This window comes from Providencia sp. PROV080, from assembly GCF_033688105.1.
Classification (GTDB): domain Bacteria; phylum Pseudomonadota; class Gammaproteobacteria; order Enterobacterales; family Enterobacteriaceae; genus Providencia; species Providencia zhejiangensis.
On sequence record NZ_CP096346.1, the window covers coordinates 2,455,361 to 2,482,234 of the forward strand.

Annotated in this window: 27 protein-coding genes; 11 read left to right on the forward strand and 16 right to left on the reverse strand. The window is 38.3% G+C overall.

Features of this window, described 5'->3' with window-relative positions:
* Window positions 1-279 precede the first annotated feature (279 nt).
* Window positions 280-876 (forward strand): lytic polysaccharide monooxygenase, encoded by a 597-nt coding sequence (locus tag M1F03_RS10770; RefSeq protein WP_154623903.1) that lies wholly within the window; start codon window positions 280-282, stop codon window positions 874-876.
* A gap of 146 nt (window positions 877-1,022) precedes the next feature.
* On the opposite strand, the gene M1F03_RS10775 is transcribed toward M1F03_RS10770, so the two are convergent.
* Window positions 1,023-1,604, reverse strand: coding sequence for a HutD family protein (locus tag M1F03_RS10775; RefSeq protein WP_154623904.1), 582 nt, complete (start codon window positions 1,602-1,604; stop codon window positions 1,023-1,025).
* Window positions 1,605-1,703: 99 nt separating this feature from the next.
* On the reverse strand, window positions 1,704-3,128 hold the full coding sequence (locus M1F03_RS10780) for a PLP-dependent aminotransferase family protein (RefSeq protein WP_154623905.1): 1,425 nt from the start codon (window positions 3,126-3,128) through the stop codon (window positions 1,704-1,706).
* Between the two features lie 247 nt (window positions 3,129-3,375).
* On the opposite strand from M1F03_RS10780, the gene M1F03_RS10785 reads away from it, so the two are divergent.
* The 6 genes from M1F03_RS10785 (at window position 3,376) to zinT (ending at window position 8,007) form a co-directional block, all read left to right on the forward strand.
* Complete coding sequence (locus M1F03_RS10785) at window positions 3,376-4,713, forward strand: cytochrome ubiquinol oxidase subunit I (RefSeq protein ID WP_196713043.1); 1,338 nt, start codon at window positions 3,376-3,378, stop codon at window positions 4,711-4,713.
* Complete coding sequence (gene cydB / locus M1F03_RS10790) at window positions 4,703-5,713, forward strand: cytochrome d ubiquinol oxidase subunit II (protein WP_154623907.1); 1,011 nt, start codon at window positions 4,703-4,705, stop codon at window positions 5,711-5,713. The genes M1F03_RS10785 and cydB overlap by 11 nt, the downstream gene beginning before the upstream one ends.
* Entirely contained in the window at window positions 5,670-5,849 is a 180-nt protein-coding gene (locus M1F03_RS10795) for a DUF2474 domain-containing protein (RefSeq protein WP_154623908.1), read from the forward strand. The genes cydB and M1F03_RS10795 overlap by 44 nt, the downstream gene beginning before the upstream one ends.
* A 161-nt stretch (window positions 5,850-6,010) precedes the next feature.
* Window positions 6,011-6,850 (forward strand): siderophore-interacting protein, encoded by an 840-nt coding sequence (locus M1F03_RS10800; RefSeq protein WP_163861943.1) that lies wholly within the window; start codon window positions 6,011-6,013, stop codon window positions 6,848-6,850.
* A 154-nt stretch (window positions 6,851-7,004) separates the two neighbouring features.
* The gene (locus M1F03_RS10805) at window positions 7,005-7,181 is read left to right on the forward strand and encodes a hypothetical protein (RefSeq protein WP_163860441.1); all 177 of its coding nucleotides are present in this window, start codon (window positions 7,005-7,007) and stop codon (window positions 7,179-7,181) included.
* A 181-nt stretch (window positions 7,182-7,362) separates the two neighbouring features.
* Window positions 7,363-8,007: a metal-binding protein ZinT gene (zinT, locus tag M1F03_RS10810; RefSeq protein ID WP_154623909.1), complete on the forward strand. Its 645-nt coding sequence runs from the start codon at window positions 7,363-7,365 to the stop codon at window positions 8,005-8,007.
* Between the two features lie 61 nt (window positions 8,008-8,068).
* On the opposite strand, the gene phoH is transcribed toward zinT, so the two are convergent.
* The gene (phoH, locus tag M1F03_RS10815; RefSeq protein WP_154623910.1) at window positions 8,069-8,854 is read right to left on the reverse strand and encodes a phosphate starvation-inducible protein PhoH; all 786 of its coding nucleotides are present in this window, start codon (window positions 8,852-8,854) and stop codon (window positions 8,069-8,071) included.
* A 511-nt stretch (window positions 8,855-9,365) separates the two neighbouring features.
* Here phoH and M1F03_RS10820 point away from each other — a divergent pair.
* A complete protein-coding gene (locus M1F03_RS10820) occupies window positions 9,366-9,911 on the forward strand; it encodes a toxin-antitoxin system YwqK family antitoxin (protein ID WP_163861946.1) in 546 nt (181 codons plus the stop codon).
* Window positions 9,912-9,991: 80 nt separating this feature from the next.
* Here the strand turns inward: M1F03_RS10820 and M1F03_RS10825 are convergent, their stop codons facing one another.
* The 3 genes from M1F03_RS10825 to M1F03_RS10835 all read right to left on the reverse strand — a co-directional run bounded on the left by M1F03_RS10825 (window position 9,992) and on the right by M1F03_RS10835 (window position 12,627).
* Window positions 9,992-10,978, reverse strand: coding sequence for an endonuclease (locus M1F03_RS10825; RefSeq protein ID WP_410241965.1), 987 nt, complete (start codon window positions 10,976-10,978; stop codon window positions 9,992-9,994).
* A 378-nt stretch (window positions 10,979-11,356) separates the two neighbouring features.
* Entirely contained in the window at window positions 11,357-11,827 is a 471-nt protein-coding gene (locus M1F03_RS10830) for a threonine/serine exporter (protein WP_163861948.1), read from the reverse strand.
* Entirely contained in the window at window positions 11,818-12,627 is an 810-nt protein-coding gene (locus tag M1F03_RS10835) for a threonine/serine ThrE exporter family protein (protein WP_163861951.1), read from the reverse strand. Before M1F03_RS10835 ends, M1F03_RS10830 begins: the two co-directional genes overlap by 10 nt.
* Before the next feature lie 202 nt (window positions 12,628-12,829).
* On the opposite strand from M1F03_RS10835, the gene M1F03_RS10840 reads away from it, so the two are divergent.
* Complete coding sequence (locus M1F03_RS10840; protein ID WP_154622125.1) at window positions 12,830-13,459, forward strand: TetR/AcrR family transcriptional regulator; 630 nt, start codon at window positions 12,830-12,832, stop codon at window positions 13,457-13,459.
* 7 nt (window positions 13,460-13,466) lie between these two features.
* Here the strand turns inward: M1F03_RS10840 and M1F03_RS10845 are convergent, their stop codons facing one another.
* Window positions 13,467-13,871 carry a hypothetical protein gene (locus M1F03_RS10845; protein ID WP_154622124.1) on the reverse strand — a complete coding sequence of 135 codons (405 nt, stop codon included), beginning with the start codon at window positions 13,869-13,871 and terminating at the stop codon, window positions 13,467-13,469.
* Between the two features lie 243 nt (window positions 13,872-14,114).
* On the opposite strand from M1F03_RS10845, the gene M1F03_RS10850 reads away from it, so the two are divergent.
* Entirely contained in the window at window positions 14,115-14,408 is a 294-nt protein-coding gene (locus M1F03_RS10850) for a DUF5339 domain-containing protein (RefSeq protein WP_154622123.1), read from the forward strand.
* A gap of 148 nt (window positions 14,409-14,556) precedes the next feature.
* Here the strand turns inward: M1F03_RS10850 and M1F03_RS10855 are convergent, their stop codons facing one another.
* From M1F03_RS10855 to M1F03_RS10895, 9 genes are all read right to left on the reverse strand, one after another.
* Complete coding sequence (locus M1F03_RS10855) at window positions 14,557-14,994, reverse strand: universal stress protein (protein WP_154622122.1); 438 nt, start codon at window positions 14,992-14,994, stop codon at window positions 14,557-14,559.
* A gap of 191 nt (window positions 14,995-15,185) precedes the next feature.
* Window positions 15,186-15,524 (reverse strand): hypothetical protein, encoded by a 339-nt coding sequence (locus M1F03_RS10860; protein WP_154622121.1) that lies wholly within the window; start codon window positions 15,522-15,524, stop codon window positions 15,186-15,188.
* 186 nt (window positions 15,525-15,710) lie between these two features.
* Window positions 15,711-16,139: a universal stress protein gene (locus M1F03_RS10865; RefSeq protein WP_154622120.1), complete on the reverse strand. Its 429-nt coding sequence runs from the start codon at window positions 16,137-16,139 to the stop codon at window positions 15,711-15,713.
* A 280-nt stretch (window positions 16,140-16,419) separates the two neighbouring features.
* On the reverse strand, window positions 16,420-17,349 hold the full coding sequence (locus M1F03_RS10870; RefSeq protein WP_251464300.1) for a Gfo/Idh/MocA family protein: 930 nt from the start codon (window positions 17,347-17,349) through the stop codon (window positions 16,420-16,422).
* Between the two features lie 371 nt (window positions 17,350-17,720).
* Window positions 17,721-18,503, reverse strand: coding sequence for a YaeF family permuted papain-like enzyme (locus M1F03_RS10875; RefSeq protein WP_154622118.1), 783 nt, complete (start codon window positions 18,501-18,503; stop codon window positions 17,721-17,723).
* A 285-nt stretch (window positions 18,504-18,788) separates the two neighbouring features.
* Complete coding sequence (gene sra, locus M1F03_RS10880; RefSeq protein ID WP_269723179.1) at window positions 18,789-19,013, reverse strand: stationary-phase-induced ribosome-associated protein; 225 nt, start codon at window positions 19,011-19,013, stop codon at window positions 18,789-18,791.
* Window positions 19,014-19,374: 361 nt separating this feature from the next.
* Entirely contained in the window at window positions 19,375-20,394 is a 1,020-nt protein-coding gene (locus M1F03_RS10885; protein WP_154622582.1) for an ABC transporter permease, read from the reverse strand.
* Window positions 20,395-20,405: 11 nt separating this feature from the next.
* The gene (locus M1F03_RS10890) at window positions 20,406-21,962 is read right to left on the reverse strand and encodes a sugar ABC transporter ATP-binding protein (protein ID WP_154622583.1); all 1,557 of its coding nucleotides are present in this window, start codon (window positions 21,960-21,962) and stop codon (window positions 20,406-20,408) included.
* A 55-nt stretch (window positions 21,963-22,017) separates the two neighbouring features.
* Entirely contained in the window at window positions 22,018-22,941 is a 924-nt protein-coding gene (locus M1F03_RS10895) for a substrate-binding domain-containing protein (protein ID WP_375097497.1), read from the reverse strand.
* Between the two features lie 512 nt (window positions 22,942-23,453).
* Between M1F03_RS10895 and M1F03_RS10900 the strand changes: the two genes are divergently transcribed.
* Complete coding sequence (locus M1F03_RS10900; protein WP_318839929.1) at window positions 23,454-26,759, forward strand: M66 family metalloprotease; 3,306 nt, start codon at window positions 23,454-23,456, stop codon at window positions 26,757-26,759.
* The last annotated feature ends 115 nt before the right edge of the window (window positions 26,760-26,874 follow it).

The window sequence follows — 26,874 nt, forward strand, 5'->3', positions numbered from 1 at the left end:
CAGGGTTCGGAACATAATAACACAAACCGTATAGTGATTTTTGAAAAAACATGATTAACCTAAAATTATAACTACTTATTCATTTTTCAAAAAACCATTAATTTGTTTTTTATTTAAAACAATATTGCTATTTATATTGCTACTTGAATCAAGACCAATATAAGTAATGATATTTTACTATTTTAAAATAGTAAAAAACCATAGAGAGGCGCTGACCTCATCGTTCTTAATCACTTTTAAAATATTTTTTGATAAATATATAATATAAGGGCACTTCTGATGAAAAAGACATTTATCACTCTATCGGTGTTATCTATCTCAACAACCACATTAGCTTATGATACGACCTCCCGCCACGGTTATATTGATAATCCACCCAGCCGAGCATATCTCTGTTCATCAATGGGGAATAATCTCAATAAAATGTGTGGCGCCGTCCAGTATGAACCTCAGTCGGTTGAAGGAGCAAAAGGGTTTCCAGATAGTGGCCCTAGAGATGGGGAAATCGCCAGTGGTGGCAATGCGAATTTTTCTACATTAAATGAACAAACTGCTCAGCGTTGGCATAAAGTCGATATCCGTAGTGGAAGAAATATATTTTCTTGGTCATTAACCGCGCCACACAGAACCACATCATGGCAATTTTTTATCACTAAGCCAGATTGGCAACAAAATAAACCTTTAACGCGTGCTGATTTTGATCTAAAACCATTTTGTGAACAATATGATAATGGGAATATCCCAATAAATAGAGTGAAAATAGACTGTAATATTCCAGAACGCACGGGGTATCAGGTTATTCTCGGTGTTTGGACTATTGCTGATACCTCTAATGCATTCTATCAGGTTATCGATGCCAATATGTCAGCTAAATAATGCGTATTTATAGAGTATTATTTAAATAACGCGTTGTTTAAATAATCCGCTAAACAATGCGTTATTTGAAAACTAACTTAAGAGCATAAAAACGTTTTAATATGATGAGAAAACCATTATTGGAAAGTAGATATTTTCCCCTCTACTTATAGCTTATTAACCGAATATGCGGTGATATCAAGCCATATTAATTTGCTACCCGCCTCGCTGGGAGTCAGATGCCCTTCACCAATATCGGGCAACCACCACCCTCCTTGGTTTACTTTCATGCTATTACAATTCGCACCAAACACATCCCATTCACCCGCTAATACATATACCATGCCAGCCTGTCCTATTGGTAAACGATGTTCCTGAGTAATAATTTGACTCGTCACCGACCAGCGTTCAGGGTTAAATAAAAGATTGAGTAAGCGAACAGATGAACCTTGTAATTCAAGCTTGGCAAGCTGCTGGGCAGGAGCATAAAAAGTATCGCCAATTTTGGCCATTGAATGCCTCTGTTGTTGACAATCAACAATCGACAAATTGCCGTTATCAAGAGAAACACAAAGACGTTTCCCTTTTGTGTATTGCTTTAAATAATTCGAATCGCTAACCTGCGAAAGACTTGCTCGTAGTGAGAAGTCAGATGCGACAGGCCAACAAAAAATTTCGGCATTAGTACCATAACTCTCTTGCCATTCTTCGATCGGTAACTCAGTCGCATCAAAACATTTAATTTTCATACATTCCCCCGAGCAATCGCTGTCCATTAACTTTCGTTTCTCGTATTAAGAGTGGCAAAGTTAACCGCCCAAGGCAATGTTCCTACATGTAAAGTGTGACTAGCCGCGTTTCTCAGCAATCAACGAATGGCATAAACGCCCCAGAGTTTTCATTGCCTGTTCCAACTGCTCATTCCAAGTGAATGACGCATTTAATCTAAATGCATGATTGAACTGATCACTGGTTGAGAACATGCTGCCTGGAGCAATACTGATTCCCTCTTTAAGTGCGAGCTGATAAAGGTGTATCGCATTAAATGGAGGTTCAAATTCTAACCATAAGAAATAGCCACCTTTTGGTGTATTCACTTTGACTGAGGATGGCATATATTGCGCTATAGCGCCTAACATTTGATGTTGGCGTTGCTCCATCGTTTGCCGTAGCTTACGTAAATGATTGTCATATCCACCTTGAGTAAGGTATTCCGCAATGGCAAGCTGGGTTGGCACACTGGCAGATACTGTACTCATCATTTGTAAATGTTGAATCTTGCTCGCATGCTTACCGGCAGCCACCCAACCGACACGGTAGCCTGGTGCTAAACATTTTGAAAATGACGAACAATGAAAAAAATTGCCTTTCACATCGAGGGCTTTAGCGGGTATCGGTTGTTGATTACCAAAATAAAGCTCGCCATACACATCATCTTCAATGAGAACAATTTGATTCTTGTTGAGGATCTCCACCAGCCTTTTTTTATTGGCAGGTGGCATTGTGCCTCCTAACGGGTTCTGATAATGAGTCATGAGCCAACACGCTTTGATTGGATATTTTGCCGCAATATCTTCCAGCGCATCCAAATCAATACCAAACAAAGGATCTGTTTTAATTGCGATTGCTTTTAATTTGAGGCGCTCAATCGCTTGTAATGAACCATAAAAGGCCGGTGATTCAATAACAACCCAATCACCAGGTTGGGTCACTGACTGTAAACTCAGCACTAACGATTCCATCGCTCCTGCGGTGATCACTATCTCATCGGGAGCCACGTGGATCCCTTGGCTAGCGTATCGCTGAGCAATATTTCGTCGTAATTGTTCATTACCCGGCGGTAAATTGGCTGTTGTATTAAATCTTGCTAAACGACGAGCTACTGAGGCTAGTGTTTTTCCTAATTTAGGCTCATCAAGTAGTGCGGGTTCAGGGAAAGCCGAACCAAATGGAACAATATCAGGATCCTTACAAGCTTGTAGGACACCAAAAATCGACGCATTGATTTCTACATTTTCATTAAGATGTAGTCCTTTACCGCCTTTTGCCGCAGCGAAATTGGTATTTCTGCGGGCAACATAATATCCCGATTGTGGCCGTGCGGCTATCCAACCTTGGCTTTCAAGTAATTGATAAGCTTGCACTACTGTCATCAAGCTCAATCCAGACTGTTTTACACTTTCCCTAAGTGACGGTAACCTATCACCAACTTGCCAGATATTATCTTCAATCTGTTGACGTATTTGTGCAGCCAGTTGTTCGTATCGCGTCATACCCGCCTCAACTGTTATAATTAATAACTAAAAAATTGTTACTATTATAGTTTATCGTCTCATGTTCTACTTATCCATACATTTACCTGACTTTTTTCACTATAAGCACAATGCATTTTTCGATAGGTTTGCGATTTGTCACAAACCAACAGTTTTAATCGGTAATTTTGCTATGGATAGCACCGTTATTGTTGGCTGAATATCAAACATGCAGCGTGCGCATTATCAATTCCAATCAGGGGTCAATATGTTTGGACTAACTGCGCTGGAACTGGCTCGTATTCAATTTGCGTTTACAGTCTCGTTCCATATTATTTTCCCAGCGATCACCATTGGGCTCGCGAGTTTCCTTGCGGTACTCGAAGGCTTATGGCTGAAAACTCGGGATAAGGACTATATAAAATTATTTCATTTCTGGTCGAAAGTTTTTGCGGTCAATTTCGGTATGGGGGTGGTGTCTGGTTTGGTAATGGCATACCAATTCGGCACTAACTGGAGCTTTTTTTCTGATTTTGCCGGTAGTGTGACTGGACCTTTATTAACATACGAAGTACTTACTGCCTTTTTTCTTGAGGCAGGATTTCTCGGTGTCATGTTATTCGGCATGAACCGTGTTGGGGAAAAATTACATTTCTTTGCGACCTGTATGGTTGCTCTCGGGACGATTATCTCAACTTTTTGGATCCTTGCATCCAACAGCTTTATGCAAACGCCACAAGGATTTGAAATTGTTGATAACCGTATCGTCCCCGTTGATTGGTTAGCCGTTATTTTCAATCCCTCTTTCCCTTATCGCTTATTGCATATGACAACGGCGGCCTTCCTCGCGGCGGCATTTTTCATAGGGGCGTCAGCGGCATGGCACCTGCTTAAAGGCAATCGCTCTTCCGCCATGAAGAAAATGTTTTCCATGTCACTATGGTTAATCTTAATTTTAGCACCTCTTCAAGCGCTTATTGGTGATGCTCATGGATTAAATACATTGAAACATCAACCCGTTAAAGTCGCCGCGATGGAAGGACATTGGGAGAATAAACCCGGTGAAGCTACCCCATTGATCCTGTTCGGTATTCCTAATATGGAAAAAGAGAAAACTGAATATGCGCTCGAAATTCCCTATCTTGCGAGCATCATTTTGACACACAGCTTGGATAAGCAAGTTCCCGCGTTAAAAGATTATCCACCCGAAGATAGACCGAATGTGTTTATGGTGTTCTGGTCATTTCGTGTCATGGTTGGGCTGGGTTTATTGATGATCGCCGCTGGCGTTTGGGGATTATGGTTGCGCTACCGTAAAAATCTTTATGAATCAAAAACCTTCTTACGTTTTATGTTTGTCATGGCACCCTCTGGTTTGATCGCTATTTTAGCCGGTTGGTTTACCACAGAGATAGGACGTCAGCCTTGGGTCGTCTATGGATTACAAAGGACATCCGATGCCGTCAGTGCTCATGGCGAAATGCATATGAGTATCAGTCTATTAGCATTCTTTATTGTTTACGGTAGTGTTTTTGGTATTGGCTATATGTACATGATGAAATTAATTCGCAAAGGGATCCAGGAGGATACAACTCATGGGCATTGATTTACCACTTATTTGGTTTGTCATCATTGTATTCAGTATTTTGATGTACATTGTTATGGATGGTTTCGATTTAGGGATTGGTATCTTATACCCAGCCCTGAAAGATAGCCAAGATCGCGACTTGATGATGAACAGTGTCGCGCCTGTGTGGGATGGCAATGAAACATGGCTAGTATTAGGTGGTGCGGGTTTATTTGGTGCCTTCCCCCTCGCCTATGCCATTGTACTGGATGCGCTATCGATTCCTCTCACCTTTATGCTATTGGCCTTGATTTTCCGAGGGGTTGCTTTTGAGTTTCGTTTCCGAGCCGATGAATCACACCGCAAGCATTGGGATCATGCCTTTATCTGGGGTTCTATCTTTGCCACTTTTGTACAAGGTGTTGTTGTTGGTGCCTTTATTCAAGGTTTCCATGTCGAAAACCGTGTTTACATGGGAGGCTATTTTGATTGGTTCTCACCATTCCCATTATTCTGTGGTTTCGGCTTAGTTATTGCTTATGCCCTACTCGCTTGTGGCTGGCTGATTATGAAAACCGAAGGACACTTACGACAAACAATGTACCGTTTATTACGCCCATTAACGTTATTAATGCTTGCCGTGATCGCGGTCATTAGTGCATGGACGCCTGTCCTTAATGAGGCTATTTATCAGCGCTGGTTTAGCCTTCCAAACCTATTCTTCTTCCTACCAGTACCGTTACTAGTCCTTGGTTGTGTCTATATCATGTTAATCAGTGCCAAACGCAAACGGTCAGATAGCGTGCCTTTTTTAGCGGCCTTAACATTGATTTTCCTTGGCTTTACTGGTTTAGGCATCAGTATTTGGCCAAACCTGATCCCACCTGCGATTAGCTTCCGTGATGCCGCAGGACCAATGGAAAGTTTAGGCTTCATGCTGGTTGGCGCACTGTTTATTATCCCTATTATTTTGGTTTACACCTATTGGAGTTACTATGTCTTCAGAGGAAAAATTACCCCAGACCAAGGCTACCACTAATCACACTGTTTCATCGCCATGGTGGAAAAAAATAGGTTGGATGGCAATAATTTGGTTTGGGAGTGTCCTAGCGTTATTTGCCTTCTCATCCCTATTTAGGCTGTTAATGACCGCCGCGGGAATGAAAGTGAAATAAATTTCGTTGTTTGGAATGCCGTATTGTGTCAAATACGGCATTTTTTTACTCTAAAAATGTTTGGTTTTCGGTGATTTATATTCAAGAAAAGCATGATATGATAATGATAACAATTCCCAAATAATAATTTTATCATTATCATTAATAAAAGGAGACCGCCTGTGGCAAATGACAAACCAGTCGAAAAAAATATTTACCGCCCGGCGCCACCACAGCTGATTCAGGTCAAATCGGTTACCGATATTAGCCCTTCAATTCGTAGTATCACTTTCACTGGCGAACGGCTTGGTGACTATCCAACCCAATGTGAAGGTGGCCATATTAAAATTTTCCTTGCCCCCGATTTAAAAAGCCAGCCTGCATTACCTATCCTCAGTGAACATGGCCGTAGTTGGCCTACCGATAAGCCACGTCCGTTTGTTCGTACCTACACGGTGCGTGCGATCCGTCCGGAAGTGAAAGAAATAGATATTGAGTTCGCCATGCATGACGGTAATGAAGGTCCTGCTTACTTGTTCGCTCGTGATGCTGTAGAAGGTAACTGGATGGGAATAACCAACCCAGGTGGTCCAGACCCATTATTACCGCATAGCCAGCATTATTTTATGGCTGGAGACTCTAGCTCCTTGCCCGCCATTGCAGCCTTACTGGAAAAAATGCATGCAAAAGCAACCGGTAAAGTGGTTTTACGTTTAGACCACCCAGACGATATGCGTGAATTAATCAAACCAGCAGGGATTGAGGTGATATGGGTTTGTGGCGGCATCAACAAAACTGAAGAATTAATCAATACCTTCAAATCTTGGGATATTCCCTCTGAAGATGCTTCATTTTGGATCGCTGGCGAAGACCAAATAATTCGCGATTTGCGCCGTTTTGTACGTCGTGATAAAGGCTTTGGTCGTGAAAGCATTTATGCTATTCCTTATTGGCGTTATGGCTATGATGAGGAAGGTTATCATCAAGAAAGACATCACGTCATGGATAACCCTGACGATTAAGAAGTAACAATAGCGAATAACATGAAAGTGATGGTTATTACCATCACTTTTTCTATAGCGCAATGCGTGTCAATATGTGCTTTATTCTGTCAATCACTTTTCAATAATTATCATGTGATCTATTGTATTTGCTTAACTTTAAGAAGGAGTTCTTATGCGTATAGGATTATTAACCGCTTTGATAGTCGTCCTTTCAGGATGCTCAACCCCCTCCCCTGATGATAAAAAAGAGGTTCAAGTAAAGAGCGACCCATATGAAGATAGCGTGCTAAATACGATCAAAAAAAATCAGGACATTTATAAAAAACAACAAGAAAGCAAACCTAGATAATCAATGACTCATTTATCAATTATCAAAGGAAAAGATTTATTGCATTCTTTTCCTTTGATTTCAAACAATTAGACACATTCTCATAAATTCTATTTATTCAAATTTAAAAATAAATTTTTGCACCTAACAAATGTTATGTTATAACATAATGGAATTCATTTATGACTATGGGAACATTTCAATGATTAACAAACCCTTTATTGCTATTGCTCTGAGTCTCAGCTCACTATTGATGAGTGTTAATGCTCTAGCCCACAGCCATGCACATCCTCAGTCAGAAAAAGCCAAACAAGCCAGCAAAGGCTTTTTTGATGATGCAGATGTCAAAGATAGAAAACTCAGTGATTGGGATGGGATATGGGAATCTATTAACCCGCTGTTATTGTCAGGGAAATTAGATCCTGTTTTAGAACATAAAGCAAAAACCAATAAAGATAAAACGATTGAAGAATATCGCGATTATTATAAAAAAGGTTATAAAACAGACGTCGATAATATTAGTATTGAAAACAATATCATTGAATTTAGCCAAAATGGTCATGTCAGCCGCTGCGAATATCATTATTCAGGATTTAAGATCTTACAGTATGCATCAGGTAAGAAAGGCGTTCGCTATTTATTTGAATGCCAAGATGCGGCATCGAAAGCCCCTAAATATATTCAATTTAGTGACCATATTATAGAACCGCAACCTTCAGGTCATTTCCATCTTTATATGGGGAATGAATCCCATGAAAAATTATTACAACAAATGGATAACTGGCCGACTTATTACCCATATTCGCTAAATGATGAACAAATTGTTCATGAAATGCTACACCACTAATTGGCATTAATACTTTAAATAGCCCCAGCGAGCTAATTCGCCGCTGGGGCTTAACAAGCTATTAATGGCTATAAGCTAATAATGCACGATGACACAGTGTCGAACGAACACAATCATCAACTGAAAAATTCACCATCGAGACCATTTCATCGCTACTAAAACGTTGCAATGCATCGGCCAACCCTGATATGACCCCTTCAGGTAAGTCACACTGAGTCACATCACCATTCACAATTACGGTGACATTTTCCCCCAGCCGCGTCAAAAACATCTTCATTTGACTAACGGTGACATTTTGCGCTTCATCTAAAATCACAATGGCATTTTCAAACGTACGACCACGCATGTAAGCAAATGGCGCAATTTCAACTTTCGCAATTTCAGGCCGCAAACAGTATTGTAAAAAGGAGCTGCCAAGCCTTTTCACTAATACGTCATAGACAGGACGGAAATATGGCGCAAATTTGTCAGCCATATCTCCGGGCAGAAAGCCTAGGTCTTCCTCTGCTTGTAAAACAGGTCGTGTGACAATAATTTTATTGATATCTTTATTAATTAACGCGTCAGCCGCCAATGCGGTACTAATATAAGTTTTACCGCAGCCAGCTTCACCATTAGCGAAAATTAACTGTTTATGTTTAATGGAATTAATATAGAGCTTTTGAGCATCATTACGTGGAGTAATTGGCGACATATCACGTCGTTCTTTTGCCATGCCGATTGGCTCAATCCCAGTAAAATCAGCAAAAGAGGATACACTTGCCATTTCGTAACGACCAGCGCGTTCTTTACGTAATGAACGTTTCATTTCACGGCGCGTCTTTGTTGCAGCTTTCTGTCTACTCATAGTATTAACCCTTCCAGGTATCGTTAAAGTCAATTCAAATGACGGACTATTCAGAACAGAGAGGAGCTCCCTTCAAGCTCATGTTGGTTGAACATGCAATAAAAAAACCGGTTACTTATCTCACCATGACAACAACATGATGGAGTAGTAACCGGTCTTGTGCGCATACAAACAAAGACTTAGTTCCCATTAGTTCCTCCCTGCTAGGTTATACCCGTAAACTAATGAATTTCTATGACACTATTATGACAAAATCGATAAAACTTAAATGCTTTGGCTATTATTGAGTTACGCTTATTCCTATTACCCGACTATAACTCTGCCTTCACGTTGTATGCAACAATAAATTAACATTTTTCTCACTGCGTATTTAATTTGTGTTTTAGTCTAGCTTAAGAAAATTCTGACTGATATCTGGCTTATTATGACTATAGTTTATTGATACTTATTGGAAAAAACATTATTTATCACTACTTAAGTAAAATTTCATACCTCTATCAATAGGGATATTATGCTAAAGCTAAATCTATTAAAACCAACATTATCCTTTTCATTCGCTTTGCTTATTTCGGGTTGTCAGCTACTCACACCAACCTCCTCTCAATCAGATTTGAATGCTCTGAATGAGCTTAAAGGCTACGAATTCCCTTCAACTCAAGTACCTAAAGGTACACCGAATGGCCCTTATGAGTTCCACTATGATAATGGTCAATTAGAGTCAAAAAGCTGGGTGAAGAATGGTTGTTTAGATCGTTATCTTGAATACTTCTATGAAAATGGTAAAACGAAAATGTACACGCCAATTCAAAATTGTCAGGTCAATGGACTGGTGAAAATATATCATGAAGATGGGCGTAAAGATCTCGAAATGACCGCAAGCAATGGGAAATTAACGGGTCCATTTAAAGTTTATCATGATACCAAAAGCAACAAACTTCAGGCTTCTGGTGTATTTAAAAATGGTGAACCTCAAGGCACTATTTCAGAATTTGATGAGAATGGCCAGTTAATCCAAAAATTTAATGTCATCAATGGCAAGATAGTGACTGCACAATAAACGTAAAAATCCCCCAACCAATATAATTGGGGGATCCTTTACTGAGAAGATAAAACTAAAATGCCCTTTACCTGATGACGTTAAGGTTTGCAGTTACCTGCTAATTCATATCCCGCAGCTTGTGCCGCAGATTCATCAACAAACATTACCGCATTTTTATCTGCCGTGGTTTTAAAACCAGAACAATGTGACAAATGGTATTTATGCGAATTACGATTTCCTTTTACCTGCGTCGTGGCTTTAGGCGTTTCCGCTTTTAATGCCTTTGTCATTGGTTGTGATGACGCCTTTTCGGGTGTCTTTATCCCTTGCCCGCTATTTTTATGCCCTAATTCCCATTTCATTTCTCCTGTCACGAATGGATTATGGTGTCCCATCACTGCGGCAATACGTTGGTCACGTTGTTTTTCCCATTGGCTCGGTGGATATTGTTTATCCCAAGCCATCAATAATTGCTGCTGCTGACGAGACATGGAAAGATTATAGCGATCGTGCATATAAAAATAGACACGTGCTACTTGCCCTTTGACTTCATTACGAGGTTCAAAAACGCGCTGTTGAAAATCCACCCGACTACGACACTGTCCATAAACATACGCGGCATTTGCGGGTAGTTGAGCATAACTATAATTACTACGGTCACCATTAACTTCACCTATTGATGGTGCTAAGTTATGCATATCCGCTTCCATTTTGCGAAAAATAGCATCTGTTGACACACAATTTTTACGCCCACCATTTTGCCAACATTGTCTTTGATGACCAAAAACCCATGCTGGAACAATATGCTCCCATTCGATGCGTTGCGCTCGATTTTGTTGTTTGCGCACTTGATAACCACATGAGGCTAAATCGACTACCCCCCCACTTTTTCCTGCCCAGTTCCATTCACATCCACAATATAGCGTTCCCTCTCCTTGATGGTTTTGATCCATATACACTTTGGTTTTACTTAAGACTTTTGCTTCATCAAATGTAGCTGGAGCTGCGATAAGTGGGAATGTAAATAACAATAATAAAAATGATAGCACCCATTTTGGGCACCAAAAAACATCTGTTCTACTCAAAATAACACCACTGATGGTTTAAGATTAAACGATTAACATAGATGCTTTACTGCATCCCGTAATATACTGCATATTTTCTGAACGCAGCTTCAGTTAGCTAAATATAAGCTTTTTTGTCGTGAATGAATATTAGAGGCACACTATTTTACAATTAAAAAATACTCTCAATAGGGCGTCACATACTGATATTAAAGCAATTTGATAATCGCAATTATCTTAATCGTCGGTAGTGTCTGTCTATTAATTAATCGAATATTTAATAATAAAAGCTAATTAAATAGCTTTAACATCTATTTTATCAATTGCAATATTTTTATAAAAACGAAGATAATAGAATCCTTCAGCAATATTATATTTGCCAAAGGTTTCTATTCAATGTTATACACTCGGGCGCTTACGATATAACCATAAACCAGGAAGGGATAATCCGATTGATAGAGCGCCAACAATAAATGAAGCTCTTAAAAAGTTAGTGACTAATGTTTCAAATAATTCGGGGGTGTAGCCTAAATGAGAAATCTTTACAACAGAGATCATGGCTGTATAAGCACTAATGCCAGGAAACATGGGAATAACTGCTGCCACAGTAAATACTTTAGGGTGTGCAAGCCACGTTCTTGACCATTGGATCCCAATCGCCCCAACAAGAATAGCAGCAATAAAACTTGCCCATTCAATATTGAGACCTAACGTCATCATGGTCATACGGGAACCATGGCCAATAGCCCCAAGCAAGGCACAATATTTTAATGCCTTAACCGGCACATTAAATACCATTGCAAAGCCAACCGCTGGAATTGCCGCAAGCAACATATCTTCTAAGAGTGCGAATAAAAAACTCATGCCCATTCCCTTAAATTCCACACAGCCATTGCAATAACAACACCTATACAGGTCGCAAGCGTCAATAAACTGGCCATCGTCCATCGAGCGAGTCCGGTATTAACATGTCCTTTAAACATATCTGCTACCGCATTAATTAATGGAAAACCAGGTACTAATAACAATACGCTTGCTGCCATAGAAATACTTGCCGTCGGTGCAAAATAAGACATTTTAAGTAATAAGCCTGACACGGAAGTGGCGATAAAAGCAGTAATACAAAAATTAATTAATGGATTCATTTGTCGAGAAGTGAGTACCTGCCGAATATACATGGCGCAGCCACTCGCAATAAAGGTCACTAGTGAACCATCCCATCCCCCACCGTTTAATTTACTAAAACAGGCGCAAGATAGTGCCACCATTAAAACCATTATCCAACGTGGATAGCGTAGCGGTTTTATAGAAGATAACTTTTTCTGTAGATGTTTACGATCGAGTAAATGATGCTCAACTAATATCACGGCATGCTGTACTTCCGTGACGACATGCATATTAATTCCACGGTCAATAATACGTCGAGTAGAAGTTAAACAATGGTCGTTAATGATGGTTGTCAAAACCAATGAATTTGAAGAAATAGCACTATCAACTTGATCTGCGCCTAGAGCGATACCTAAACGAGTTGTTAACTGTTCGACCAACATGCTTTCGGCACCATGCTGAAGCAATAGCAGGCCACACTGCATACACAATCGTGTGATTTCTCTTTGCATCTCAGATACGGCATGCTCCCCCTGCCACTCATCACTTGCATATCCTTTCATTCCCCTTCCCCTCGAATACAGCGCCATTATTCAGATAATTATTTAAACATGATAATCTTTGACAATATCATAAAGAGAAATAATAGCCTGAATCATGATCTCTTTCAGGTTAAAGCATGATTAGTCAGCACTAGCTGCGTCTTTCGTGTTAAGAATAGTTAAAATTAATCGTAAAAAATCATAATTCTAGGATAAACATTGCATGAATAGCCCATTTCCTGCCAAAACCCCTAAAGGACAGCGCCGTAATAAAGCATTAATCAGTGCAGCCTCTGATATTTTTATTCAATATGGGTTTGAAGGAACAACGCTTGATATGATAATTGAGCGTGCGGGAGGTTCTCGGTCGACTTTATATAAAAACTTCGGAGATAAAGAAGGATTATTTGCTGCCGTTATTGAGTCTATGATTGATGATATTTTCACCGATGATGATGACAGCACACCGACCAAACAGACTATTGAATCCATTTTATCTTTTTATGGCGCTCGCTTTTTATTAAATGTGATCAAGCCACAATCTATTGGTTTATATCGGTTAATCCTCGGAGAATATAATCGTTTCCCTGAAATTAGCCATGCTTTTTTCGAACAGGGCCCTGTTCGTAGCTATCGGCTATTAACTGAAAAGCTGCTCAGCCTACCTGAAGTCAAAGTCGATGAACAAACATTATTAAGCATCTCATCTCGATTCTTAGAAATGTTAAAAGCCGATGTTTTTATTAAAACTTTCTGTGTCTCTAACTTTAAACCTAGCGATGAATTTATCTCCAAGCAAATTACGCTTTCCGTAGATATCATCGCCAGTTATATTCGAAAAATTAGCCAATAACCTGTCATTATGCGACCAATGCCGTAGCACGTCGTTTTGCTGCGGCGGTGTCATTTTCAATCAATACTTCAGGTCCATATAAAGCAGAAAGTAACGGCGCCATTTGTTCCATATCTTCTTTATCACTTGCATCAGGTTGTAATGTCACAATCATGGCTCGGCAATGTTCTAACATGGGTTCTCTCGCATGTTTTAACCAACGGCGGACATATTTCATCGCGGCGATATGCTCATCTGAAGCTTTCCCTTTTTTCTGTTTAACGGGTGGATAAACTAACGCAAATTGCATTCTTTTTGCTAATAAGAGATCCATCTCCTCTAGCCATAAACGAGTCTCATCCACTGTTTCAGGGAATGATTTTATGACACAAACAGGCCATTCCGTCGTATCAATCACTATTTTATTCTGCATACCTTATTTCCTTCATGACTAAAAGTGTACTTAACTGTACACTTTTAAAGTTCAGTGAGTCAATAATGATTCTCATTAATATTTATGCAATTTATGCTATCTTGATAATGCCAATATTACAGATTATTCCTAATATGCTTAAAAAACACCTTCTGCTGAAAATATTGATTGATGGAGGAGGTGTCTTTTTGAATATGGGATGCTATTCTCGGCTTATTGTTACATCAAAAAAGCGAATAAATTATGAAAAAATTACTTCCAGTTGTTTTCGGGATATTGACGGCATTAACTGCATTTAGCGCGAATGCAGGAAAAAATTGTGATACTTATTTTCAAGAAATGAATACGCTTGTTAAACAGGCGGAAGAGCAGTACAAAAGTGATCCTAATGTGAAAGAAAGAATTTCTGAAATGAAACAGCAATTAGAAGATGCCAAAAAAGCACTTGCTGATTACCCTGAAGAAGCTCAAGAACAAGCTTGTCAACAAGGTATTGAAGCAATCAAAAAAGCGAAAGAAGCCGTAGAAGGTAAATAATCGTTTTATTTTTATACCCATAGCACTTCACTTATATGGGGATAAATGCCCTTCGAGTTAACGTAACAATATATTATCTCTCAATATGCCATTACATTAACTTAACTTGGGTAAGACCAGTATCATACTGGTCTTACCCTTAATAATATTATCTCACGACTAACACAGAGATTGTCGCATAAGAAACAATACCTGAAGCATTTGAGCCTAATAAATGTGTTGAAATACTAGGGTTACGTGAGCCAATAACAATTAAGTCAGCGCCAATTTCTTCTGCTTCCGCGAGTACTTTATCGCGCGGCGATCCAAAAGCCACTTTATAAGAGATGTCTTCATGCGGATAATCGATCTTAGCGATAATTTCTTTTAACTGCTCTTCTGAGCGTTCAACCGCTTTTTTGGCGAATGAAGATAAAAGATCATAATGATAGCTATAGCTCATCGAAAATCTTGATACATCGGGAACTGAGTGAAAAAGATGTATTTTTGCTCCTGACACTTTTGCCAAATAAATTGCATGTTTTAATGCCTTATCTGTCAGAATATCCTCAGAAATATCTACAGGAACCAAAATTTTACTATACATGCGATACCCCCATTAATTATTTATATTTTTGTTATCAGTCACTTAAACCATTTATGACTAAGTTCTGATAACAAGGAGACACTGTTGGATGCTTATCATTTTTGTTCACTAAAAGTATAGTATTAATAAAATCAAACTGCCGTGAGCTACCAGACTATTTGTAAAATCGAGTTCACAATTTTATCAAGACACTAGTTATCTTCTAAATGCCATTTATGCAAAATACGGTGTAAAAAAGGCGTGACAATTAAACCAATACTGATAATGAACACACTCTGTAAAAATAAGCCATAAATAGCAATAAAAAATCGTCCACCTTGAGTTATTGGCGCTGGTTCTATTGATTGACCACTTAACATCGATAATGCGTTAAGCATCGACTCCATTAACGAATGCCCTTCAATAACATAAAAACCAAGAATACCCGGTAATAGCCCAAGGAAAAAAACCAGTAATGATATAAAATAGAATCGTAATACCCTTAATACGAAATGCTCAATTCTCAGCACTTCTTGAGAAAACTTTTCCATAAATACGTTTACCATCCCGATAGAAATAACAATAATCAGGTTGAACTATAACATTCAATGCATTAGGTGAATAACAGTAAAATACGAATCTAATCGTAAATCATCATTTAACGATGAATAAAATAAAAAGAAAGCCTAGTGAACAATTCCGTGAGCCTAAGCATTAGCATAGGCTCACGGTCAATATTAACGGACAACCAATACAGAAGTTTCTGCGTAACGAACAATTCCTGCGGCTGTTGAACCTAAGAGGTGAGTGGATATATTAGGACGGCGCGAACCGATGACAATAATATCTGCATTAATATCTTTCGCTGTATTAATGACTTCATCACGAGGTGAGCCAAACGTAATGGTATAGCTGACATCGGCAATAGGTAAATCAATGGAGTCCATTAACATTTTCATATCTTCTTCTGCTTTAACCGTTGCTCGGTCTTTTATTTCCATATAACCCAGCGCGTATGCATTAATAATCGCAGAAGAAATTGGCAATACATGAATCAAGTGAATTTTTGCACCTGATTGTTTGGCTAAATTAACCGCATGACGAACAGCTTTACTTGTTAGTTCATCTTCGGTGAGATCTATAGGAACCAGAATCGTTTTATACATATACCCCTCCTGATAGAAAATAAAATTTAAGTTAACGGTAAAATTATAATCGAATACTCAAGAATGTCTCTAAAACAACAAGATAAATGAGATCTACCGCTACAAATGATTAACGATTATTCTTTTAGCCATCGTGTGATTGTTAATCCAACGAATGTATTTTTAGGATCCAAGAATTGAGTAATAACGTCCTTCTCCAACATCATGCGCTGAAAAACCTAAACGGAATAATTTTTATAGCGCAATTATCATATAACTGTTTGCGGTTAATCCCTTCCGCTTATCTCAAATTCGACTCAGCCATAGACCACATTTTTTCAATCATTTGTTGCGCATATATGGCTTGCTCTCCACTAATATCCGGTGGCGTATTATGGCTTACTGCCTCAATAAAGTGACGGATCGCGCCATCAAAGCCACGCTGCACTAATATCGAGTCCCAATTAGAAGGCTGTTTTTGTATCACACCTTGTTGATTTTCGCTGACCCAATGATTCATATTTGTCACTTGATAAACACTACCATCACAGATGGCCGAGACTTGCTCTTGTTGACTTCCTGCACGACGATGCATTGATGTCGTTATCCAGCATTGATTAGCATTAAGATGATGCTCAGCGTAAAATAACTCTCGATTCGCTGTCGTACTAATACTACCACTTACTAACGACGCATGGCCTCCCGCCAGCCAAATAGCGGTGTCCACTACATGCAAATAATCATCAAGCAAAGTGAAACGCACATCGTTAGGGCCAACACTATCACTACGGTGCTTTTCCATCCGTATCGAAGAGACCTGATTAAGTTGTTGTTTTAGCTGCTGATAAAAAGGTGAAAAACGTCGATTGAAGCCAACCATCAGCGAGCGTTTTTGTTTATATGCTAAATGAATAAGCTGTTCTGATTGAGTCAGGGTTTCAGCGAGTGGCTTATCGACATAAACATGCACACCCGCCGATAGCAAACTGTGGATCACACTAAAATGACTTGAGGTACTACTATGAACAAAAACCGCATCGCAGTCTGCTGCTAGTGATTTTATGCCTGAATACAACGGAATACGATAACTATCACAAACGATTTTCGCTTTCGCTTGGTTAGGCGAAAAAGCCCCCATAAGTTGCCAATTCTCAGTTTTACTGAGCACAGGTAAATAGGCTTTCTGTGCAATAGCCCCCAAACCAACAATGCCGACACGTAGTTTTCTCATTAAACCATAACCTGTATATGAGGTTTCACAAATGCATTCCGCTGAGTATAACGAATAATTTCTTTATAAACCCATTGTTTTCTTAGAATTTAAAGCCTATCGCATAAAAACATCAAAAGGTAACAACTTGAAATTTCAGTTTTTTTTAAGACTGATTAATGCGTAAGAAAATAAAATCATGCTAACACATAAAAAAGGGGTTGATTTATTAAATGAGAATGGTTATCTTTTACCTAACGAATACCTGAGTAATTTACTCAAGTTTTCGTAAACGACATTGCTCACATTGCTTCCAGTTTTAGCAGGCCAACTTCTCTGAGTTGGCCTTTTTTTTCAATAAATATTGCCAATACTCCGTTTGACGTCCTGCATTATTTCCGACTAATTGCGCTGGAAAAGCTCCATGATTTTAAATGTCCAACGTAACTTAAGCGCTGAGTTGGCACAAAGGTTGGAACATCTCCTGTTCGCATATGCAGAATATCTGCTGGCGTTATCCATGCAGAATTACCTTCAAACAAAGGCAGCCCCGCATATTTATATGCGTCTAGGACAAACTGCGAACAAAAGAAACCATTCGCTTGATCAACATCATCACCTAGTTGTACTGTCGCAAGCGTTTTTAAACAAAAATTACGTATTGTTTGGCCAATAAAGGGAAGTTCACAAACACGTTTAGTGAGCATCCAAGGGGCAATCATCACAATACCTTTATAGTTATACTTGCTACCATCATTTTGCATTGAGAATTCGCGAAGTTTATCCGCATGAATAGAGGTTAAACCTGCTTGCCGTAAAACGACCATATTATTTGAATCCGCAATTGCTTGGTCGAGAGAGATAATCCTCACCCCACTCCCTACTGATTCAGCGACTTCACCAGCGCCTAAATAGATTGATGCATGGCTAACACCGCTAATACTGAATAGTCGGATCCCCCATGAATTCAGTCCTGTTGCTGAAGATAATAAAATATCACCAGGTAACATATCAGAGACGGCCAGCACTTCTACCGACTCTTTAATCGGTATGGTGTTCGGCTGCTGAATGCTAAACTTTAGCCGATTACTTTCTTCATCTTTTTTAAATCCGGTTGAACAGCCTGTCACAATAATAAGACAAAAATAGCAGAACAAATATTTGAAGTTTATCAATAGAGATACCTAGTTAATTTTTATATTTATGAGCTAATTTAATGTAACCAAGTTCTGCTATTTTTTCATCGGAAATATCTTAATATTCGATGTTATTCGTGATGTAGAAACGCTTACCACATCACATGTTGACTCGTTAAATCACGTTAAAACTGAATATTCATCTCACAATCAATATGTTGGGGGAAATAAGGCAGGTATACTATTAGTAAATCAGCATATCAAAATGATTATTTTTTTGTTCTTTAACCCCCTAGCGATGCCAGAGGGTTAACATCCATTCAATTAACTAATAACATATTCTGGATAGAATACTGTCGTTGAATGATATGTTTTTTTCTCTGTCGCTTTATTACTTAATGCAGCAACTACTGATTTATTTTGTAACTCAGTAGGCAGTTGTTGAGTTGCATTTTCTTTTGCAATGATGGAAACACGCATATTTTTTTTAGAACGACTCAATTTATAAGGCATTCCTAATAAGCGACGTGCTGTATTATTACTTACCATTATCGACTCCTTAACTACAACATTTAAATTCAGCGATATGCTGAATATCAAAAACATAGTCAGTGTTGACCACATGGTGTTATTTCTTTCTTTCCATAGGAAAAGCTAAAATAACGATAGTATTATAGCAGCAATAAAACATAAGTGAATGAAATTAAACTAATTAGTTTCATGATGTGATTATGTGAGAGAGAAAAAATATATACTTAAAACCTCACTAAGTGCTAATCATAAAATAAAACATAACGACATTCACAAATTGAAAATAAACTAATTTATAAGGTTAACTTTATTTTATGATAAAAAAACACCTTTTTATTCATTTAAAAAGGTGTTTGTACTATCATCATTAGTTAATTATTTAACTCGCCCCTCGGCGATTTTTCGCATAAGTATCAAAAGCAACAGCTAAAATAATAATTAAACCTGTAATGATCTGCTGGTAATACGCTGAGACATTCATTAAAACTAGACCATTAATTAATATTCCCATGATGATTGAGCCAATTATTGTCCCGCCTATACGCCCATATCCTCCCATTAATGATGTCCCTCCAATCACGACCGAGGCGATCACACGCAGCTCAAACGTCATACCTGCCACTGCTTCAGCACTCCCTAAACGAGCACTTAATACAAACCCCGCCAGACCAGCTAAACAACCAATGACCACGTAAACACTCACGAGAACGCGTTTTACATTCACTCCAGCCAATCGTGCGGCTTCTTGGTTGCTACCCACGGCATAAACAAAACGTCCCCAACGACTTTTATGCAGAGCCAAATAACCGATTAATGCCACTAACGCAAAAATCCAAATAGGCACCGATATCCCTAATAATTCTCCTCTTCCCCACCAACGATAGCCGGCATCAAAACCTGATATTGGTGCGCCATCATTAATCACTAACGTTAAACCGCGCCAAATTGTCATTCCGCCTAATGTCACGATAAAAGGAGGGATATTTAATCGAGTGATACCGAGACCGTGTAAAAAACCAATGCCCGTTCCTACCGCTAGGCAGATAGCTAATCCCACTAACCAACTCATTCCCCCCCATGCATTCGGATCTAAGCCAACTAAATTGTCACCTTTAATCACGAATGCCGCTGTCATTGCACAAACAGCCAATATCGATCCCACCGATAAATCAATACCTGCTGTCAGAATGACGAGTGTCATACCAACAGCCATGATTCCATAGATAGAGACTTCAGTGAGTATGTTAGTAATATTACGTTCAGTGAGAAAATTACTGTTTTGTGTTTGAAAAAAGAGCACCAGCAGTACCATGAAAATCAATACGCCAAAACGTTCGAAAAATGCAATAAAATCTATTTTTTTACGGCTAACTGCCGTAGAAGATTGTTGTTGCAACATATTAACCTCTCTTATACGGCAGCTTCTGCTGATAAATTTTGATGACAAATCGCCATCATCGTCATTAATTTTTCTTCTGTCGCATCATCACCCGTCATTTCTCCAGTTAATCGCCCTTCACTTAATGTGATGATCCTATCTGAAATAGCCATAACTTCAGGTAAATCAGACGAAATAACGATAACTGCAACCCCCTTTTTAGCCATTTCAAAAATGACCTGATGCACTTCTGATTTGGTACCAACATCAATTCCCCGGGTTGGCTCATCCACAATTAATACTTTTGGATCCATTGCCATACAACGTGCAAGAATCACTTTTTGTTGATTTCCGCCCGATAATTTACGCACTTCTTGCTCTTTACTGGCCATTTTTATTTGTAGTGCTTGCTGATAACTGTCTATCAAGGCGTTTTCTTTATTGGTATCCACTATCCATCCCATTTTTAATAGATGGGATAAGGCGGAAAGCGAAAGGTTATAGCGAATCGACAGCCCCAATGCCGCACCTTCTTTTTTGCGGTCTTCAGGAACAAGGGCAATTCCCTTGTCTAACGCATTCATTGGCGTTGTTGGGTGATATGGTTCTCCATCGAGAAAAAACGTCCCAGTGGTGTATTTATCCGCCCCAAACAAACAACGTGCAATCTCAGTTCTGCCAGCCCCCATTAATCCTGCAATGCCAAGAATCTCACCTTCATGCACATCAAAACTAATATCATGAAGCGCAATACCGTGCGGGTCGAGTGGAGGCTTAGCTTTAGATAAGTGCCTTATCGATAGACGAATAGGCTTATCACGATGATAGGTTTCACTCGCTGGTCGACGTTCAAAAATAACGTTACGGCCTACCATCATACGGATAATTTCTTGGACGGTTGTTTCTGCCACATTACCTGAACCCGTATAGCGACCATCTTGAAACACGGTAAATTTATCGCAGATTTGAAACACCTCATGTAGGCGGTGTGTAACATAGATGACACTTACGCCTCGATTCTTCAATTCTCTGACAACACGATGTAAACTTTCGACTTCTGTATCACTTAGTGCAGCAGACGGCTCATCCATCACGATAAGCTTAGCGTTAAGGGTTAACGCTCGAGCAATTTCAATCATCTGCTGTTGAGCCACACTTAACCGTGCGACTTGAGTCGTTGGCGAAATCGCTAATTGAAGGTAATCAAGAATCGCTTTAGCTTCTTGATTCAACACCTTTTCATTCACCATCCAATGCATTTTAAGCGCTTCACGTCCGAGAAACATGTTTTCAGCTACTGTCATATTGGGAAGGAGATTAAACTCCTGATAAATCGTGATAATGCCCTTTTGTTGACGATCTATTGGAGAGTCTACGGCTGACAGCATTTCACCATTAAACCAAATATCGCCACTGGTTTGCGGTTGAGCCCCTGCTAATGCTTTGAGGAAGGTCGATTTACCTGCGCCATTTTCACCCAATAAAGCATGTACCTCTCCTGGCATCACAGTCATCTGTGCTTGGCTTAATGCCCAGATCCCTGAAAAGCTTTTGGCAAGATTAGTAATTTTAAGTAATGGCTCTGACATAAAAACTCCTTTTCAGGAAAACAGGGCTCGTAGAGCCCCGAATAATGCTAAGTAACTATTTCAATTCACCAATACGTTCAGCTTGTTCAAGGTTATCTTTGCTAATAATGGTCGGTTGGTAATCCGCCCCCGTAATTTCTTGCTTATCGCGAATATTATTCACCAATTGTTCCATCGCCATTTTCACTGCATACCCTGCCCGCTGATCGGCCGTTACTGCCATCCAGCCCTCTTTGATACGGCTAAGCGCTTCTGGACTTGCATCAAAACCTGTCACTAGCACTTCACCCGGTTTAAATCCTTGTGCACTTAATGCTTCAATCGCGCCGAGTGCCATATCATCATTAGCAGAGAGAATGACATCCGGTTTTTTGGGTAAGGATGGTAATAAGCTCTCTGTGATCCTCATACCTTCTGCTCTCATCCAATTACCATTTTGATCTGCAACTAAATGGTATTTACTTCCCCCTGCCTTTAAGCTGTCGCGGATACCTTTTGTCCGTTCAATGTTAGAAGAGGAGCCTGGTTGGCCTGTAATTAAGATTAAATCAGCACCATTAGGAAACTGCTGCTTAACATACTCTGCGATGGCATAACCGCCTTTATAATTATTGGCACCAAAATGCGGTACAGGTTTTTCAGCATTAATATTTCGGTCCAGAGTCACAACGGGTAGGCCTGCATTTTGAATTTCAACGACGGCATCAGCGATAGCATTAACATCATTGGGTGAAACAATGAAACCTTGTGCGCCACGCGTGATGGCGTTTTCGATGTCCGCAACTTGTTTAGGTGAGCTACCTTGTCCATCCAAGACTTGAATATTCACATCCAGTTCCTTGGCCACTTTCACCGCCGATTTTTGCATATGCACTTCAAATGGGCTTGCCAGTGTTGGTGGACTAAATACGATTTGTTCATTTTTTGCCATCGCATGCGATGACAAGCCAAGTACAGCAACCAGCGCGGTTAATTTCATGATATTTTTCATTTTGCCCTTCCACTGATTATGAATAGAGATGCGTTTAAATTTCACCAATTATTAACATGGCGATAACATAGGTATACATCAATGAAATATACATTCCAATTTTTATTATATGAAAATTTTATTTTTGTAGCGTTGATAACGAAATTAAGCCAAAAGTCATAAAATAGTGTTAAGAGGATCACAGATTATTCCCGCTATGGCAGCAGTAGTTGACAGTATATCGCTGAATTTTTCATGACATTTCACCTATATTTTCTTACAATAAAAATGAAATATTTGTTTCATTTAATGTGTTTATTGATTATTTTTAATCTAATCAATAGGTAAGCAGTCACTGATAATCCCTATTTTATTGCTACTTATTTAATGAATAATTAAGTAGCAGTTTAAGATTAACTATAAAATTATTCTCTTATCATTTTTATTTTTTTATATATGATTAACGTTAGTTAATAGGATGGACTCATTAGTAAAGTATTAATCACTTAAAAGGAACTTATATGTTAATTTGCACGATATGTGTATGTCAGAACCAGCAAAACAATATTATTCCGGTCACAAATTCATTTAATGAAAATATAAATAATTCAACTATCACTGGAGCCTCTGATCCATTACACAGTAACACCCTATCACTCTATGATATATGGCAATTCCTGAATGAAAACACCTCAATTTCTCATCACTTAGAGGTGGCCTTGCATAATAGAAAATTAGCCCTTGAAAATAAAAATGAAGATAGACGCTATAATGCATTACTATCTGATTATAGAGAAAAATTAGGTAAGGTTTTTTATTTTAATCAAAATAATTACCCGAGTGATACCGCCGGCGACCTTAAAGGGAACGTATTTTATGCTCAAAATAGTATTATTCCTGCCGTTAACCGGATAGACGGTGATATACACCCTCACCTTGTTCCTGATCGTAAAACGCTTATTATTTTCAAACCTCATGAAACCATTAAGCAGAATGAAAATATTGAAGTAAAAGTCTACAATGATAAAAAAGAAGAAATATATTCAACTCATTTATTATCACCGTCTCAACTCCCCAATATTGCAGGGAAAAAATACAGCTTTACCCATTTAACACCTAGTGATTTTAATATACCCGAGGCAAGTGATTTATACATTAATTCATCCGACATGCTTGAAAAAGTCATGACAGATAAAAGTTACTTTAATAAAATCATAAGTGAAAACAATATTATACAACTAGATATTGGCAATTCAACATCAAACATTAATTTGAATGCATTAAAAAATCATGTTAATAAAAAAATTATATTTAAATTAGATGATAATGCTAAACTTAATATAAAATACAAAAATAAATCAATTTCACGAGAACACCAACAATCCTTTGTTATGGTAAGTGATGCTTCTGGGAATTGGTATAGCCGCGATGAGGCTAGACTCAATCAACATTTAAAACAAGCGTTACATCAACATAAAAATCAAATCCCAGACTCTTTTGACACTGAGTTTAGTACTAATGCCGATATTAACAAAATATCCAATGATACAAAGCTATTTCATCAAATTATCAGTGAAAATGATGCTATCAAAATAACGACCAAAAATTGTCATTGGGCAAAAGACTTTATTATTCCTAATGGTCGTCAATATGCCAATAAAAAAATACTGTTCACGTCTAAGGCACATTATAATAGTGATGTTGTTTACGGGGATAATAAAGTCAGCATCGTCACTAATGATAGTCTTCTTTTTGTCAGTGACCAAAATGGTATTTGGTCCATCGCAGAGACTCAATCCAATACCCAAGAAAACAGCTATTATGATATTCCCAATTCATTTGCTTTAAAGATTAACACCAATAAAGAATTACTAACCCTATCCAGAGATATTGATTATTTTAATAAAATTATCGAAAATAATGATACAATTCATATCGCAACACGCAATGCAAATTGGGCAAGACATTTTACATTAGAAAACAACGTTAAATTTAAAAATAAAAAAATCTATTTCTCTTCTGAGGCGGATTATAGTAGTCATGTTTTTTATGGCGATAAAAAATTAACCATAAAAACGAATGAAAATCAGTTGTTTGTTTGTGATGAAAACGGCTTTTGGCGCACTTCTAAAGATGAGCCACTGATCAATGAGTTAACTGAAGAGATAAAATATATCAAAAATGGTTGGTCTATTTCTCTCCCTAGACACATTATTAAACCCGGCATTGAGCTTGAATTTAATTACAAAAATCAGAAAGGTACTTTATCGGATATTAAAGTTGGAGCTGCTAGTGAGCTCTTATTGCATACAATTGATATTGGAATGTTAACGCCAAACAAAAATCAATTCGCGTTTCAAACAGACCCTGAGCTTCAGCGTCAATACTATCAACAAATTCCTGTCAATCGTATGATTGTATCTAGTTATGCCCCTGTCTATTTAAAAGAAATTGTTTTTCCTAATGGGCAATATTTAATTGAACGTTCAACGGATGAAGGTGGAGGCCATAAAGGTGATATGAGGGAAATAATCGGTAAAGGCCTGATTTCCGATGGCATTAACTTGGCAAATTATGGGGTTAACTCTTCCTCACTAGAAGAAAACCGTTTTTTACCTACCTCACAAATCACTCTCCATCATTCACGTGGTAGGTATAAAAATGGCCTACAAGTACACGGCTGGTCTGGCGGTGCAGGAAAAGCCACATTGTCGAAATCAGTAGATAATGAATTTAGCCATGAACTTGGTCATAACTACCACATAAGCCACTATTTTAAAGGATTCCATGGTGGCGTTCATGCGACAGCCGATAAACCTAATTCAACTTGGGGCTGGGATGCAGACAATAACTTCTTTATTCCAAATTTTGAAAAGGCACAACGAAACCAAACAACCTATTTAAAAGAGAAGAAAGAAGGTGAAATGGCGGCAGAACCCTTTATGCAACACTCTATGGCGAAAGATGCGATGTCTGGCGGAGAAATCTATGATGTAGATTATAACGCCTATACATTACACACGCCTGCAAGTTCAGAAGCTATTCAACAGTATTTCGAAAATAATGCGGTCTTTAGTAAAGAATCATCAACAGGTTATAAAAAATGGAATTCAGATACACAAAAAATGGAAGATTTTTTACTTCCTCATAGCCTAAAGAATATATTCATTGAGGCAAAAATCCAGAACGGTCATGATGTAACCGAAACTCAGCTAATAGACTTACTTAACGTCAATGACCATATAAAAATCAATAGCTATAACGCGCATTACCCACCAAATGTTTATATACCCAAAGCAGATGTAACAAATATCAATAAAGTCATTGAAATCGATTGTACTTCTCAGCTCAGTATAGCGCTACACGTTAATGATCAGGTTGAAACAATCAAAGAAAATACAAAAATTTACTATATTTCAAATGGAAACACATGGGAGACTCATTCTGAATATACTTACAGTAAGACACCTTATAAACAAGGTGTTCCCGTTTTCACCTTGGTAGGTTTTTATGATATCAATAATCAATTAAAGAGTTACATTTACCCCGCTTTAGAAGGATCTTATGGCATGGTGTATGACACTCATACGATTAATAAAACCAAACCTTATATTGCAGTGACATTAGCAGATGGAACTAAAAAGAAATATCAGCTTGATGAAAAACAAACGAATAAAGATTTAATGAATAAATTCCACATCAATATTGAGCGTGATTTAAACCCAATAAAAGCGGAGTTATTTATTGATGATCAGCTTATTTCATCAAGAGATATAGCACTTAGCAATCTCTCTCTTAATACGATGGTAAACGGTATTATTCAATAAATTGATGCCTTCTAGCCCTTTTTATTATTGATAAAGGGCTAGAACATTTCTTGCATTAGCAATAATGGCTATTTTTCCCTCGATAACGACTTTCAAATTGCAGTTTTTACGAGGC